The sequence below is a fragment of the Streptomyces sp. CWNU-52B genome (assembly GCF_047444975.1).
In the GTDB taxonomy this organism is placed as follows: domain Bacteria; phylum Actinomycetota; class Actinomycetes; order Streptomycetales; family Streptomycetaceae; genus Streptomyces.
Genome location: NZ_JBLFJV010000006.1, coordinates 432,198 through 446,517 on the forward strand (window position 1 = coordinate 432,198; position 14,320 = coordinate 446,517).

Consider the following 14,320-nt stretch of genomic DNA (forward strand, 5'->3'; position numbering starts at 1 on the left):
CCGGGCCCTGGAGCGGGGCCGGGGGCGCCCGAAGATCGTGCGAAAGCGGTGGTTAGGCTCGGAGCCATGAAAAAAAGCGTGCTGACCCGCTACCGAGTCATGGCCTACGTCACCGGTGTCCTGCTGGTCCTGCTGGTCCTCGGGATGATCGGCAAGTACGTGCTCGACCTGGACGGCGCCGCGGACTTCACGCGGGTCGTCAGCGTCGCGCACGGGTGGCTGTACGTCGTCTACCTGGTCTTCGCCTTCGACCTGGGCTCCAAGGCGAAGTGGCCGGTGCCGAAGCTGCTGTGGGTCCTGCTCGCGGGTACGGTCCCCACCGCCGCGTTCTTCGTGGAGCGCAAGGTCAGCCGGGAGCTGGAGCCGAAGGTCGTGGCGGAGCCGGGCGCGGTGGCGAAGGCGTAACAGCCGGTCGAGCGGGACGGGGCCGCCGCGCGGCACATCGCGCTGTGCGCGCAGGCCGGCCCGGGGCCTCCCGCGGTCCGCTTTCTTCTCCGCGCACGGCGTACGGCGCACCGCGGACGCGGTGCGCCGCCGTGTACCACCTCGCGTCCCGTCCCCCCGCCTCACGCATCCCGCGCGGTTGACGCCGGGGGCCTCGGCCCGTGGCAGATCGCGGGATCGTGGTGCTGCTCACCGCGTTCGACGAACGGGCTCCCCGCGCCTCGCCCCACCCGCGGGAGGGTGTGGCTCAGGTGGGGGAGATCGCGGTCAGGCCGCCGAGCAGGAGGCGGGTGAAGTCGCGGGCCCAGTCCGTGTCGACGGGTTTCGAGCTGACCAGGCAGCGGTGTACGACCGCGCCTGCGATCACGTCGAAGATGAGGTCGGAGCCGCGGGCGGCGGTCTCCGGGTCGTTCTCGGTCGGCAGTTCCCCTCGGGCCTGGGCGCGGGTGCGGCCCTGGGTGACGAGGTGCTTCTGGCGGTCGACGATCGAGGAGCGGATGCGGTCGCGCAGTGCGGCGTCGCCGGTCGACTCGGCGACCACGGCCATCAGCGCGGTCTTGGCCTCCGGGCGGCTGAGGATCGCCGCGAACTGGAGCACCACGACCTCGATGTCGGCGGCGAGGCTTCCCCGGTCGGGCAGTTCCAGCTCGTCGAAGAGGACCGCCACCGCGTCGACCACGAGTTCGTTCTTGCCCGCCCAGCGGCGGTAGAGCGTCGTCTTCGCGACCCCGGCCCGGGTCGCCACGTTCCCCAGCGTCAGCTTGGACCAGCCCAGTTCGACGAGGGCCGCACGGGTCGCAGCCAGGATCGCCGCGTCGGCCTCGACGCTGCGCGGACGTCCCGGACGGGGGGCGGAACTGCGACTCTGCATGGCGGCGACCATATCCGGACGTTTCCGGGGGCAGGCGTTCCGTGCATGAGGATTTCGTGGACGGGTGAGGGAGATCACCGGGGTGGCCTTCCCCCGGCCGATCCGCGACAGTTACGCTACGACTCGTAGCGGAAGCGTGAGCGCCGAGCGTGCCCGGAAGACGTGTCGGAGCCGGCTTTCCCAAGGCTTTTCACGCAGGCGCGCGGAGGGGGGAGGATAGACGCATGCAGCCACGGAACATGTCCATGAGCGGAGTCGTCGACCTCGCCGCGGTGAAAGCGGCCCAGGAGGCCAAGGCGAAGGCGGAGCAGGCGCGCGCCGAAGCGGTACGGCAGGGCGGCGGGGCCGTCCCTGAGGTGTCCGCGTCCAGTCTTGTCATCGATGTCGACGAAGCGGGTTTTGAGCGGGACGTCCTGCAGCGCTCCACCGAGGTGCCGGTCGTCATCGACTTCTGGGCCGAGTGGTGCGAGCCGTGCAAGCAGCTCAGCCCGCTTCTGGAGCGGCTCGCCGTCGAGTACAACGGCAAGTTCGTCCTCGCCAAGATCGATGTCGACGCGAATCAGATGCTGATGCAGCAGTTCGGGATCCAGGGGATCCCGGCGGTCTTCGCGGTGGTGGCCGGCCAGGCCCTGCCGCTCTTCCAGGGCGCGGCTCCCGAGGCCCAGATCCGGGGCACCCTGGACCAGCTCGTCCAGGTCGCCGAGGAGCGTTTCGGGCTCACGGGCCTGACCGTGGACCAGAGCGGCGCCGGTCCCGACGAGGCCGCGCAGGCCCCCGAGATCCCGGTGGGTCCCTACGACGCGCTGCTGGAGGCCGCCGTACAGGCGCTGGACGCGGGCGACCTGGGCGGCGCGGTCCAGGCGTACAAGAACGTGCTGAGCGACGACCCGGGGAACACGGAGGCCAAGCTGGGCCTCGCCCAGGCGGAGTTGCTCCAGCGGGTGGAGGGTCTCGACCCGCAGCAGGTCCGCAAGGACGCCGCGGACCGGCCCGGTGACGTGGCGGCGCAGATCGCCGCGGCCGACCTGGACCTGGTGGGCGGCCATGTGGAGGACTCCCTCGGGCGGCTCGTCGACACCGTGGCGCGTACGGCCGGTGACGACCGTGAGGCCGCGCGGGTCCGACTGGTCGAGCTGTTCGAGGTCGTCGGCGGCGACGACCCGCGTGTGACGGCCGCGCGCAGGGCACTGGCACGCGCCCTGTTCTGACCAGTCGCTAAACGCCGGGACTCGTGATGCCCGGGTGAAGGATTTGCCGACAGGGCTACTTGCGGCCGCGCTTTACCAAAACTTGGTAAACGCGGCCGCTGTTACTGGGAGTAAGTCGAAGGCGTCGATGTGTCGGTTTCCGTCCAGTCTTCGATCATTTTGTCACCTCCTTCTGGGCAACCCTCAGTTGTCGCTCGATACCGACAGGTCGTTGTTCGGTTATCCGGCCGTTACTAGCCAGTAACGAACCCCCTTGTGCGGGCGGCCAGAATGCACCACGATCGGCGACGCTCGGTCCATTTCCCTCCCCCCGACAACCACTCGGGCAGCGGGTTCTCTTGGGTCCCCACCGAGTAGGGCCGGTGGCAGTGGAGTCGGCCCTTGGACAGGGGGGTCTCTGCCGTTCGGTGGAGCCTGTCCAGCAGGTTGTGCGTGAAGTGTTCAGGCGCGACCAGTGGTTGTCGCTCGGGGGTGATCGCCGGTGATCCGGGTGCTTAGAGCGCCCCCGGGTCGGGCGCTCTCCTTCCCGAGGACGTAGCACTTCTCCCATCCCTGCCCGGCTGAGCCGCCGTCTGGAGGCAGCCAGGGCCGGAGATGTACGTCCGAGAAGGAGGAAATATGGAGTCCCAGGTGCGTGGCGGGACCAGATGGAAGCGGTTCGCGGTCGTCATGGTGCCGAGCGTGGCCGCGACGGCGTGCATAGGCATCGCCCTTGCACAAGGCGCTCTCGCCGCGTCGTTCAGCGTGTCGGGTCAGTCGTTCAAGGTGACGGCGGACCGTCTCGACGGTACGGGCTTCTCGCAGTACGGAGCCATCGACCAGGGGTACACGCTCAAGGGCGACAAGACGGCGCACCCGGTCGCGGTGTCGGCGTTCAAGACCGCCAAGATCACGAACATGTGCCAGTCCGTGGTCACCCCGGACGTCCCGCTGCTCGGTTCCGTCAGCCTGACGCTGAAGGCGGGCGGCGGTGACACGCCGGTGAAGGCCCAGAACCTCTACATCGACGTGGAGGACCTGCAGGCCGACGCGACCTTCCGCAACATCGACATCGGTGTCGCGGCCAAGGACGCGAGTAAGGGCCCGGGAATCGCCAAGGGTGACCAGGCGAACCCCTACGGCTTCGCTCAGCAGGCCGACTCGGCCACGCTGACCGACGTGAAGCAGACGGCGTGGGCGACCACCGCCGGCACCTTCAAGCTCAGCGGCCTGAAGATGTCGCTGTCCAAGGGTGTCAAGGAGTGCTACTAGGCACGCCCCGGGCGGGCGAGGGAGCCTTCGCTGCCTCGCCCGCCCGTCCCCTACTGCGTAGTACGTGTATGTGTACGTGTACTCGTGCGTGTACTTCGTATTACGTGAACCTCTCATAGCAACGCCGTTCCAGGGAGCTGTTTTTCCATGAGCGCCGAGACTCCTGCAGGGACTCCTGCCGCGCGCGGTCGATTCATCTACTGGCGGCTCCGGTTCCGTGCCTGGCGGGGTGGCCGCCCGTTCTGGGCCGGTCTCTTCATCCTGCTCGGCGGATTCCCGATCGCGTACTTCCCGTATGCGAACCTGCAGATCGGGCATCTCACGCTGGCCCTGTCGACGACCGCGGGCGCCGGTTCGCTCATCATCGGGGTGCTCCTGGGCGTCCTCGGGATCAGCCTCTGGTACCAGAAGCACGTGCGGACCTTCGCCGGTGTGGCGGCGATCCTGCTCGGGCTGGTCTCGATCCCCGTGGCGAATCTCGGCGGCTTCCTGGTCGGCTTCCTGCTGGCCCTGGTGGGCGGCGGGATGGCGGTCTCCTGGGTGCCCGGCGACGAGTCGGCCGCACGCCGGACCGAGACGGACCGTACGGACAAGGGAGGCGCCCCTGGGGCCGTGGCGGCCGACGGGGCGGGTGGGCCGAACGATCTGTCGGATACGAGCCCGATCAACGGGGCGAACGGGAGGCACAGTGCCGGCTGACGAGGTCCAATACGCGGACTCCGCGGGTGAGTCCCGTGAGAGAACCGGACCGCGGCACGCAGCCCCCAGGAAGCCGCTGTTCACCAGGCTGCACGTGCCCGCGGGCAAGGCGATAGCCATCGCGTCGATGCCGACCGCGATCCTCATGGGGATGGGGTTCACCCCGACGCTCGCCCAGGCCGACGACAAGCCGTCGGCGAAGAACCTCACGATCGACGAGTACAAGGACTGTGTCGCGGCGCTCGACGAGAGCGAGAAGGCGGCCAAGGACGCCAAGGACGACGAGGCCGACAAGGACAAGGACGCGTCGGCGACCCCGTCGCCGTCCGCCTCCGCCTCGACGACCGCGCCCGCCTCCGGCGACGAGGAAGACTCCTCGGGCGACGGCTCTTCCTCGGATTCAGGTTCCGAGGACAAGCCCGAGCCCGCGCCGTCCGCCTCGACGAGCAAGCCGGCCGGGTCGGAGGGCGGGGCGTCCACCCCGGCGCCCTCTGCCTCGCAGAGCGGCGGCAACCTCCTGGACGACATCGGCAACGCGCTCGAGGACATCTTCACGCCCGGCGAGAAGGAGTCCGCGACCCCCACCGCGGAGCCGTCCGCCACGGCCACCCCCTCGGCATCGAAGGGCGTCGACGACGCGGTCAAGGACGTCGAGGACACCGTCAAGGACACGAAGGGCAAGGCCGAGGACACGGTCAAGGACGTGACCGACAAGGCGTCCGAGGCGGCGGAGGACGCCGCGGAGAAGGCGAAGGACGCGGCGGACGAGGCCACCGCCTCGCCGTCCCCGAGCCCGTCCGCGGGCTCCACGACGGACCCGGACGACTGCCCGGCCGCCACGGACGACGAGGGTGGCGTCGAGCAGGGCATCCCGGCCCTGGCCGACGACCCCTGGATGCTGGAGGCCAGCTCCCTGACGCTCAAGGGGGCCGACTACCAGGGCGTCGTCAAGGTGAAGACCGCCAACGGCTCGGTCAAGGAGGTCCTGAAGTACGTGATCTCCGACGGCACCGACATCGGCGACCTGCACCAGACCGTCGACGACAAGGACGCCGGGGTGAAGTACCACGTCCAGGCGGGCAACGGCACGACGTCCACCATCAAGGACGGCAAGACGACGATGTACACGGAGAGCATCTCCGGCAACCTGCTCGGGCTGATCCCGATCACGTTCGACCCGAAGAACCCGCCTCCGCTGAACATCCCGCTGATCTACTTCACGAAGGTGAAGGTCGTCCAGGCCGCCCAGTTCGGCGGAACGCTGACGGTCCCCGGAATGAAGCAGTACAACACGCCGCTCGGCTAGTCCGCCAGGGACCGGTTCGGGCACTGAACAGGGTCACGCCCCGGTTCTTCCGCTGACGCGGGAGCCGGGGCGTTGCCTTGATCGGCGCTCACAGCGCTCCTCCACGAGTCGGATCGCGTCACCACAAGTACTCCGTCACCACCTGTTTAGATTCTTCACGCAGACTCCATAAGGTGCTTCGTGTCGTGCACATGACCATGCGCGGCACGGGGGCGTCACAGAGGGAACCACGACCGGTGTTGCGGCCATCGGCGACTGCGTACGCAAGCCCCCGCCGACCTTCCGGCTGAACATCAACAGTCACAGTGGCCACTTCTTCAAGGAAGGGGACCCGTTCTGGGCGCCTGGCGGTGGAGCGGAACTGCTCGGCAGAGAGATGTTTGAGGCGGCCGGAGTGGGGTTCTGATGGACGGTCTCTTCGATGGCCTGGACCGGCTAGGCCTGGACGATCACGTGCGTCGCTGGTCGGCGCCGCAGATCGCGGGCGCCGATGGCGAGGTGAACCAGTGGCTGCTCGCGGCCCAGATGTTCGCCGCACGGCTTCAGCAGGATCCGTCGGAGATGCCCACCGAGCGGTGGCGTGCGGTCGGAGCGGCGTGGTCGGCCCTGATGGCGGCTGCCGAGCGGTCGACCGGTCCACAGAGCGGCGAATGGCTGATGCGTGACTTGTGGCTCAGGGCCTGGCTGTTGACGAACGTGGGACCGCGCCCGGACGTGCCCATGCTCGATCCGCGGCCGTTGCTCGGCCGGGCCCTGGACGCTCTGCCCATGAGCCGTGAGGAAGCCGCCGGACTCGCCCCGCGCTGGAAGGAGTTGGAGCGGGAGCAGATGCTGTCTCTCCGGACGGCCAAGCGGCTGCTGGCGGTCATGCGTGCCGTGGCGCCCCATGCCGGGGATCATCCCCGGCGGGCCGAGCACGAGGCCTGGCAGCAACTGGCCGGCGACCTGCCGTAGCTCTCACGGCACCGCAACGCCGAAGGCGCCCTCTGTTGAGCCAGGGGGCGCCTTCGGCGGCGTACGGGAGCGGTACCGGTACGGATATGACTACGGGTACCGGAGCGGGTCAGCCGCCCAAGTGGTGTACCCGGACCATGTTCGTGGTGCCCGGGACGCCGGGGGGTGAGCCCGCGGTCATCACGACGACGTCGCCCTCGGTGAAGCGGTTGAGCTTGCGCAGTTCGTTGTCGACCAGGTCGACCATCTCGTCGGTGCTGTCCACGAACGGCACGACGTAGGACTCGACGCCCCAGCTCAGCGCGAGCTGGTTGCGGGTGCTCTCCTCCGTGGTGAAGGCCACGATGGGCTGCTCCGCGCGGTAGCGGGAGAGTCGGCGGGCCGTGTCACCGGACTTGGTGAAGGCCACCAGGCCCTTGCCGCCCAGGAAGTCCGCGATCTCGCACGCGGCACGGGCCACCGAGCCACCCTGCGTACGCGGCTTCTTGCCCGGCACGAGCGGCTGCAGGCCCTTGGAGAGCAGCTCCTCCTCGGCCGCGACGACGATCTTCGACATCGTCTTCACGGTCTCGATCGGGTACGCGCCGACGCTCGACTCGGCGGACAGCATGACCGCGTCCGCGCCGTCCAGGATCGCGTTGGCCACGTCGGACGCCTCGGCGCGCGTGGGGCGGGAGTTGGTGATCATCGACTCCATCATCTGGGTCGCGACGATCACCGGCTTGGCGTTGCGCCGGCACAGCTCCACGAGGCGCTTCTGCACCATCGGGACCCGCTCCAGCGGATACTCGACGGCCAGGTCGCCACGGGCCACCATGACACCGTCGAAGGCCGCCACGACGGCCTCCATGTTCTCCACCGCCTGGGGCTTCTCCACCTTGGCGATGACGGGGACCCGGCGGCCCTCCTCGTCCATGATCTTGTGGACGTCGTTCACGTCGTGGGCGTCGCGCACGAAGGACAGCGCGACCAGGTCGCAGCCCATCTGGAGGGCGAAGCGCAGGTCGTCGATGTCCTTCTCGGACAGCGCCGGCACGTTCACGGCGGCACCGGGCAGGTTGATGCCCTTGTGGTCCGAGATGACACCGCCCTCGATGACCATCGTCTTCACGTTCGAGCCCTCGACCTCGACGACCCGCAGCTCGACGTTGCCGTCGTTGATCAGGACCTGGTCGCCCTTGGAGACGTCGTTCGGCAGGCCCTTGTACGTGGTACCGCAGATCGACTTGTCGCCCGGGACGTCGTCGGTCGTGATGGTGAACTCGTCACCGCGCTCCAGCTCCACGGGGCCCTCGGCGAAGGTCTCCAGCCGGATCTTGGGGCCCTGCAGGTCGGCGAGGACGCCGATGGCGCGGCCCGTCTCCTGGGCGGCGGCCCGGACACGGTCGTACCGGCCCTGGTGCTCGGCGTGCGAGCCGTGGCTGAAGTTGAAACGGGCCACGCTCATGCCGGCCTCGATCAGCGAGACGAGCTGTTCGTGGGAGTCGACGGCGGGGCCCAGTGTGCAGACGATTTTGGAACGGCGCATGGGAGCGATCCTATCGGTTTGTTTCGCTTCGGAATATTCCGTCTGGCGGAAGATACAAATGGGCGGGTGTGCGCTCAGGCGTGGGCCCGTCGGCCTTTCCTGGGCGTTTCCCAGCTGCTTCCGGCCCGGCCGCGCGTCGGCCGCGAACCGGTCGCGCTCCGGCTGCTTTCCCGCCGCTCGACGGTCGCTTTCCGGCGGTTCGGCGGCCCGGCGACGTTTTTCAGGTGTTCCCGTTCGGGGGCTTCTCGTCCGAGGTGTTCCCGTCCGAGGTGTTCCCGCTTCCCACGAGCGCGTACGTCTGGTCGGCGATCTCCAGTTCCTCGTCGGTCGGTACGACGGCCACCGCGACCCTCGCCCCCTCGGGCGAGATCAGCCGCGCCTCGGCGGACCGTACGGCGTTCCGTCCGTCGTCCACGGCCAGGCCCAGCGAGTCCAGGCCCGCGATCGCGGCCTCGCGCACCGGGGCGGCGTTCTCCCCGACCCCGGCCGTGAAGACGACCGCGTCGACGTGGCCCAGTACCGCGTAGTACGCGCCGATGTACTTCCTCAGCCGGTGTATGTAGATGTCGAAGGCGAGCCGGGCCCGCGCCCCGTCCGCGGCGGTCTCGGAGCCCTCCGGGGCCGCCTCGCCCTCGTCGATGCGGCGGCGGATCTCCCGCATGTCGTTGTCGCCGCACAGCCCGACCAGACCGCTCCTGCTGTTGAGCAGGGTGTCGATCTCGTCCGTGGACATGTTGCCCACGCGCCTCAGATGGAAGACGACCGCGGGGTCCACGTCTCCGGACCGCGTACCCATCACGAGCCCCTCCAAAGGCGTCAGCCCCATGGAGGTGTCCACGCACCGGCCCTTCTCGACCGCCGAGGCCGACGCGCCGTTGCCCAGGTGCAGCACGATGACGTTCACGTCCTCGGGGGCCCGGCCGAGGAGGCGGGCGGTCTCGCGGGACACGTACGCGTGCGAGGTGCCGTGGAAGCCGTACCGGCGGATGCGGTGCTTGTCGGCGGTCTCCACGTCGATCGCGTAGCGGGCCGCGGACTCCGGCATCGTCGTGTGGAACGCGGTGTCGAAGACGGCGACCTGCGGCAGGTCCGGGCGCAGCGCCCGGGCGGTACGGATCCCGGTGAGGTTGGCCGGGTTGTGCAGCGGCGCGACCGGGATGAGCCGCTCGATCTCGGCGAGGACGGCGTCGTCGACGACGGTCGGCCGGGTGAAGAGCTGCCCGCCGTGCACGACCCGGTGGCCGATCGCGGCCAGCTCGGGGGAGTCGAGGCCGAGCCCGTCCCGGGAGAGCTCCTGGGCGACGGCCTTCAGCGCGGCGTCGTGGTCGGCGATCGGTCCGGTGGTCTCGCGGGCCGCGCCGCCGGAGGCCAGCGGGGTGTGCTTGAGCCGGGAGGTCTCCTCGCCGATCCGCTCGACGAGGCCCACGGCCAGCCGGCTGCCGTCGCTCATGTCGAGCAGCTGGTACTTCACCGACGAGGAGCCGGAGTTGAGGACGAGGACGCGGGTGGCGGTCACTGGGTGGGAGCCTTCGGGGTCGGGGCGGCAGGGGCGGCAGGGGTGGAAGGGACGGAAGGGGAGGCCGGATCCGGCGTCGAGTCCGGCGTCGAGGCCGAGTCCGGAGTCGCGGGCCGTGCCTGGTCCGGGCCCTGGCCCTGGTCGGGGCTCTGGTTCTGGCTCTGGGCCTGTATCGCGGTGATGGCGACCGTGTTCACGATGTCCCCGACGAGCGCGCCCCGCGACAGGTCGTTGACCGGCTTGCGCAGGCCCTGGAGGACTGGGCCGACGGCGATCGCGCCGGCCGAGCGCTGCACGGCCTTGTACGTGTTGTTGCCGGTGTTGAGGTCCGGGAAGATCAGCACGGACGCCTGCCCGGCGACCGCCGACTGGGGCAGCTTGGTCGCCGCGACGGACGGCTCCACGGCCGCGTCGTACTGGATCGGCCCCTCGACGCTCAGATCGGGGCGCCGGGAGCGGACCAGCTCGGTGGCGGTGCGCACCTTGTCGACGTCCGCGCCCGAACCGGACGTGCCGGTCGAGTACGAGAGCATCGCGATCCGCGGTGCCACCCCGAACTGCCCGGCGGTGGCGGCCGACTGGATGGCGATGTCGGCCAGCTGCTCGGCGTCCGGGTCGGGGTTGACCGCGCAGTCGCCGTACACGAGGACCTTGTCGGCCAGGCACATGAAGAAGACCGAGGAGACGATGGCCGCGCCCGGCTTGGTCTTGATGATCTCGAACGCGGGACGGATGGTGGCCGCGGTGGAGTGCACCGAGCCGGAGACCATGCCGTCGGCGAGGCCCTCCTGGACCATCAGCGTGCCGAAGTAGTTCACGTCCGAGACCACGTCGTGGGCCAGTTCGACCGACACGCCCCGGTGCGCGCGGAGTTCGGCGTACTTCTCGGCGAACCGGTCGCGCAGCTCGGAGGTCTGAGGGTCGATCAGCTGGGCGGCGCCGAGGTCGATGCCGAGGTCGGCGGCCTTCTTGCGGATCTGCTCGACGGGGCCCAGCAGGGTGAGGTCGCAGACACCGCGGCGCAGCAGCACCTCGGCCGCGTGCAGGACGCGGGCCTCGGTGCCCTCGGGCAGCACGACGCGCCGCTTGTCGGAGCGGGCCTGCTCCAGGAGCTTGTGCTCGAACATCATCGGCGTGACGCGGCCGCTGCTGGGCGCGGAGACGCGTTTGAGCAGGTCGCCGGTGTCCACGTACCGCTCGAAGAGGCCGAGGGCGGTCTCCGCCTTGCGGGGCGTGGCCGCGTTCAGCTTGCCCTCCATGGCGAAGAGTTCGGACGCCGTGAGGAAGGAGCCCGCCTCGACCGCGACCACCGGGGTGCCGGGGGCGAGGCGGGCGGCCAGGGTGAGGACGAGGTCGCTGGGGCGCTCGTTCAGGGTGAGCAGGACGCCCGCGATGGGCGGGGTGCCGGCGCTGTGCGCGGCGAGGGCGCCCACCACGAGGTCGGCGCGGTCGCCCGGGGTCACGACCATGCAGCCCGGGGTCAGCGCGCCCAGGAAGTTCGGCAGCATGGCGCCGCCGAAGACGAAGTTCAGCGCGTCGCGCGCGAGCCCCGCGTCGTCGCCGAGCAGCACCTTGCCGCCGAGGGCGTGGGTGATCTGGGCGACGGTCGGCGCGGAGAGCGCGGGCTCGTCCGGCAGGACGTGGCAGGGCACGGGGAGGCGGTCGTCGAGCATCTCGTGGAGGTCCGCGCGGTCGGCGGGCGCGACCCGGTTCACCACCATCGCGAGGACGTCGCAGCCCAGTCCGTCGTAGGCGCGGAACGCGTTGCGGGTCTCCGCGAGGACCGACTCGGCCGTCTGTTTGCGGCCGCCGACCACGGGGATCACGGACGCGCCGAACTCGTTCGCCAGGCGGGCGTTGAGCGCCAGTTCGTCCGGGAACTGGGTGTCGGCGTAGTCCGTGCCGAGGACGAGGACGACGTCGTACTCGCGGGCCACCCGGTGGAAGCGGTCGACGAGCCGGGAGACCAGCTCGTCGGTGCCCTGCTCGGCCTGGAGCGCGGACGCCTCGTGGTAGTCCATGCCGTAGACCGTCGCCGGGTCCTGGGCCAGGCGGTAGCGGGCGCGCAGCAGCTCGAAGAGCCGGTCGGGCCCGTCGTGGACGAGGGGCCGGAACACCCCCACCCGGTCCACCTGGCGGGTCAGGAGCTCCATGACTCCCAGCTCGATGACCTGGCGGCCGTCACCTCGGTCGATCCCGGTCACGTACACGCTGCGCGTCACGCATGCTCTCCGTTTCGTCCGGTACGGGAAAAGTCTGTGCGGCCAGGATCTGTCAGGAACTGTGGGGACCGAACGTGGCCGGTGTTGTCGGCTGAGTCCTCTTGACAATACCTCCGGGCATGGTTAAGGCGCCCGTCAGGCCGGGGGCGGGCGGGTGCTTCGGGGAGGGGCGAGCGGGGTCCGCCGGGGGCGCGTGGGCGGGGCGAGGGGGCGCGCGGGGCGCTGACAGCGGCCCATTGCCGCCCGTGAAACAATCGGACTGGCTCTCGCGCCACAGGAGACACAGGCCAACAGCGAGCAGGAGACACAGCACGATGCGTATCGGAGTCCTCACCGCAGGCGGCGACTGTCCCGGACTGAACGCCGTGATCCGGTCGGTCGTGCACCGGGCCGTCACCAATTACGACGCCGAGGTCATCGGCTTCGAGGACGGTTACGCGGGTCTGCTCGAAGGCCGCTACCGCAACCTCGACCTGGACGCCGTGAGCGGCATCCTGGCCCGCGGCGGCACCATTCTCGGCTCCTCCCGCCTCCAGCGCGACCGGCTGCGCGAGGCGTGCGAGAACGCGCAGGACATGGCGCGCGAGTTCGGCATCGACGTCCTGATCCCGATCGGCGGCGAGGGCACGCTCACCGCGGCGCGGATGCTGTCGGACGCGGGCCTGCCGGTGGTCGGGGTCCCCAAGACGATCGACAACGACATCTCGTCGACGGACCGCACCTTCGGGTTCGACACGGCGGTCGGGGTCGCCACGGAGGCGATGGACCGCCTCAAGACGACCGCGGAGTCCCATCAGCGGGTGATGGTCGTCGAGGTCATGGGCCGGCACGCCGGCTGGATCGCCCTGGAGTCCGGCATGGCCGCCGGCGCCCACGGCATCTGCCTGCCCGAGCGGGCCTTCGACCCGGCCGACCTGGTGAAGATGGTCGAGGAGCGCTTCGCCCGCGGCAAGAAGTTCGCGGTCGTGTGCGTGGCCGAGGGCGCGCACCCCGCCGTGGGCAGCATGGACTACGGCCACGGCGACATCGACCAGTTCGGCCACGAGCGTTTCCAGGGCATCGGGACGGCGCTGGCGTACGAGCTGGAGCGCCGCCTGGGCAAGGAGGCCAAGCCGGTCATCCTCGGCCACATCCAGCGGGGCGGCACGCCGACCGCGTACGACCGGGTGCTGGCGACGCGCTTCGGCTGGCACGCGGTGGAGGCCGCGCACCAGGGCGAATTCGGCCGGATGACGGCGCTGCGCGGCACGGACGTGGTGATGGTGCCGCTGGCCGAGGCGGTCACGGAACTGAAGACGGTCCCGAAGGACCGGATGGACGAGGCGGAGTCGGTCTTCTAGGGCCGCCCGGGTCCTGGGCTCCCGCCGGAGCCCAGGGCTGTCGGAGCCCAGGACCGCTGGAGCCGGGCTCCGGCGGCGCTGAGCCCCTGAGCCCCTGGGGTCAGGAGTCCTGGTCCCTCATCGAGAGGTGGCGCATGCCCCTGACGGCGGAGTCGACGCCGTCACCTCGCAGGTCGGCGGAGCCGCCCTCGCCGTCGTGGGAGCTCCACCCGTTCATGTTCAGGGCCATCTGCCCCATCCTGCTGGCGACTTCGTCCGCCGGATCGGCGTCCTTCACCGCCAGGTGCCCCAAACGACTGGTGATGTCGTCGACGGGGCCCTGCGGCTGGAACGTGGTGAACTTGCCCTCGATGACGTCGTCGCTGCCGCTGGGGACGTGCCAGACCATGGCCGTGGAGCCGTGCACGGTGGTCTGCAGGATGTTCGCGATGTTCTGGGCGGGTGAGGCGTGGGAGTCCACCGGGCGGCGCCCGGCGTTGCAGACCACCAGCCGTACCTCTCTGCCACCGCCGGGGCGGAAACCGGCTTGGCGGACATGGTTCGCCGCCGCGGTGCCGTCGCCGATCTCCGAGCCGTGCCCGATGATCCAGAGGACCTCGCCGGGTTTGACGTTCTTCGGGTCGGTGCTCAGGCCATGGCGTTGCTTGAGGTTCTCCGCGAGGGTCTGGGACTCCCTGGCGCCGGTCGCGATGTAGGCGCTGGCACGCTGGACCGGCACCGCCGCCATGGACGCCACGGCGGCGGCGTTGCCCGCGGAGCGCTGCACGGACCGCAGGGCGCCTGCCGAGGGGTGCCCGGCCGACAGCAGGGCCGCCGCGCGGCTCGCCGGATTCGGCCGTCGGGCCCCGCGGTGCGCGTGCCCCGCCTTGTTGCTCGCTTCGGGGGCTTGCGACCGGTCCTGTCCGTACATCACGTCTCTCTTCGTCCCGGCACGGGCGGGTGCCGGGCGCTTCTCGTCCTCCGGTGCCCTCTCAGCTGGAT

12 protein-coding genes are annotated in these 14,320 nt (G+C 70.2%); 7 read left to right on the plus strand and 5 right to left on the minus strand.

The genetic code is table 11. The annotated features are described in order from the left end of the window. Positions 1 to 66: 66 nt before the first annotated feature. Positions 67 to 405: a DUF3817 domain-containing protein gene (locus ACLVWQ_RS09355; protein WP_414107769.1), complete on the plus strand. Its 339-nt coding sequence runs from the start codon at positions 67 to 69 to the stop codon at positions 403 to 405. Between the two features lie 286 nt (positions 406 to 691). On the opposite strand, the gene ACLVWQ_RS09360 is transcribed toward ACLVWQ_RS09355, so the two are convergent. Beyond that, positions 692 to 1,315, minus strand: a complete 624-nt coding sequence (locus ACLVWQ_RS09360; RefSeq protein ID WP_414107771.1) for a TetR/AcrR family transcriptional regulator — start codon at positions 1,313 to 1,315, stop codon at positions 692 to 694. Between the two features lie 224 nt (positions 1,316 to 1,539). On the opposite strand from ACLVWQ_RS09360, the gene ACLVWQ_RS09365 reads away from it, so the two are divergent. From ACLVWQ_RS09365 to ACLVWQ_RS09385, 5 genes are all read left to right on the plus strand, one after another. Then, the gene (locus ACLVWQ_RS09365; protein ID WP_414107772.1) at positions 1,540 to 2,523 is read left to right on the plus strand and encodes a tetratricopeptide repeat protein; all 984 of its coding nucleotides are present in this window, start codon (positions 1,540 to 1,542) and stop codon (positions 2,521 to 2,523) included. A 618-nt stretch (positions 2,524 to 3,141) separates the two neighbouring features. Beyond that, positions 3,142 to 3,774 (plus strand): DUF6230 family protein, encoded by a 633-nt coding sequence (locus ACLVWQ_RS09370; RefSeq protein ID WP_414107773.1) that lies wholly within the window; start codon positions 3,142 to 3,144, stop codon positions 3,772 to 3,774. A 147-nt stretch (positions 3,775 to 3,921) separates the two neighbouring features. Beyond that, a complete protein-coding gene (locus ACLVWQ_RS09375; protein ID WP_414107774.1) occupies positions 3,922 to 4,473 on the plus strand; it encodes a DUF6114 domain-containing protein in 552 nt (183 codons plus the stop codon). Next, the gene (locus tag ACLVWQ_RS09380; RefSeq protein WP_414107776.1) at positions 4,463 to 5,779 is read left to right on the plus strand and encodes a hypothetical protein; all 1,317 of its coding nucleotides are present in this window, start codon (positions 4,463 to 4,465) and stop codon (positions 5,777 to 5,779) included. Before ACLVWQ_RS09375 ends, ACLVWQ_RS09380 begins: the two co-directional genes overlap by 11 nt. 405 nt (positions 5,780 to 6,184) lie before the next feature. Beyond that, entirely contained in the window at positions 6,185 to 6,733 is a 549-nt protein-coding gene (locus tag ACLVWQ_RS09385; protein WP_414107777.1) for a hypothetical protein, read from the plus strand. Between the two features lie 109 nt (positions 6,734 to 6,842). Here ACLVWQ_RS09385 and pyk read toward each other — a convergent pair whose 3' ends face one another. From pyk to pta, 3 genes are all read right to left on the minus strand, one after another. Next, a complete protein-coding gene (gene pyk / locus ACLVWQ_RS09390; protein WP_414107778.1) occupies positions 6,843 to 8,261 on the minus strand; it encodes a pyruvate kinase in 1,419 nt (472 codons plus the stop codon). A 220-nt stretch (positions 8,262 to 8,481) separates the two neighbouring features. Further along, positions 8,482 to 9,777, minus strand: a complete 1,296-nt coding sequence (locus ACLVWQ_RS09395) for an acetate kinase (RefSeq protein WP_414107779.1) — start codon at positions 9,775 to 9,777, stop codon at positions 8,482 to 8,484. Next, positions 9,774 to 11,999, minus strand: coding sequence for a phosphate acetyltransferase (gene pta / locus ACLVWQ_RS09400; RefSeq protein ID WP_414107781.1), 2,226 nt, complete (start codon positions 11,997 to 11,999; stop codon positions 9,774 to 9,776). The genes ACLVWQ_RS09395 and pta overlap by 4 nt, the downstream gene beginning before the upstream one ends. Before the next feature lie 314 nt (positions 12,000 to 12,313). On the opposite strand from pta, the gene ACLVWQ_RS09405 reads away from it, so the two are divergent. Next, a complete protein-coding gene (locus ACLVWQ_RS09405; protein WP_414107782.1) occupies positions 12,314 to 13,339 on the plus strand; it encodes an ATP-dependent 6-phosphofructokinase in 1,026 nt (341 codons plus the stop codon). 100 nt (positions 13,340 to 13,439) lie between these two features. Here ACLVWQ_RS09405 and ACLVWQ_RS09410 read toward each other — a convergent pair whose 3' ends face one another. Further along, positions 13,440 to 14,249, minus strand: coding sequence for a hypothetical protein (locus tag ACLVWQ_RS09410; protein WP_414107784.1), 810 nt, complete (start codon positions 14,247 to 14,249; stop codon positions 13,440 to 13,442). Positions 14,250 to 14,320 lie beyond the last annotated feature (71 nt).

Bases quoted from the DNA above. Each gene is read 5' to 3' on its own strand.
- ACLVWQ_RS09355 (WP_414107769.1), top strand. From the start codon at position 67: ATGAAAAAAAGCGTGCTGACCCGCTACCGAGTCATGGCCTACGTCACC.
- ACLVWQ_RS09360 (WP_414107771.1), bottom strand. From the start codon at position 1,315: ATGCAGAGTCGCAGTTCCGCCCCCCGTCCGGGACGTCCGCGCAGCGTC.
- ACLVWQ_RS09365 (WP_414107772.1), top strand. From the start codon at position 1,540: ATGCAGCCACGGAACATGTCCATGAGCGGAGTCGTCGACCTCGCCGCG.
- ACLVWQ_RS09370 (WP_414107773.1), top strand. From the start codon at position 3,142: ATGGAGTCCCAGGTGCGTGGCGGGACCAGATGGAAGCGGTTCGCGGTC.
- ACLVWQ_RS09375 (WP_414107774.1), top strand. From the start codon at position 3,922: ATGAGCGCCGAGACTCCTGCAGGGACTCCTGCCGCGCGCGGTCGATTC.
- ACLVWQ_RS09385 (WP_414107777.1), top strand. From the start codon at position 6,185: ATGGACGGTCTCTTCGATGGCCTGGACCGGCTAGGCCTGGACGATCAC.
- pyk (WP_414107778.1), bottom strand. From the start codon at position 8,261: ATGCGCCGTTCCAAAATCGTCTGCACACTGGGCCCCGCCGTCGACTCC.
- ACLVWQ_RS09405 (WP_414107782.1), top strand. From the start codon at position 12,314: ATGCGTATCGGAGTCCTCACCGCAGGCGGCGACTGTCCCGGACTGAAC.
- ACLVWQ_RS09410 (WP_414107784.1), bottom strand. From the start codon at position 14,249: ATGTACGGACAGGACCGGTCGCAAGCCCCCGAAGCGAGCAACAAGGCG.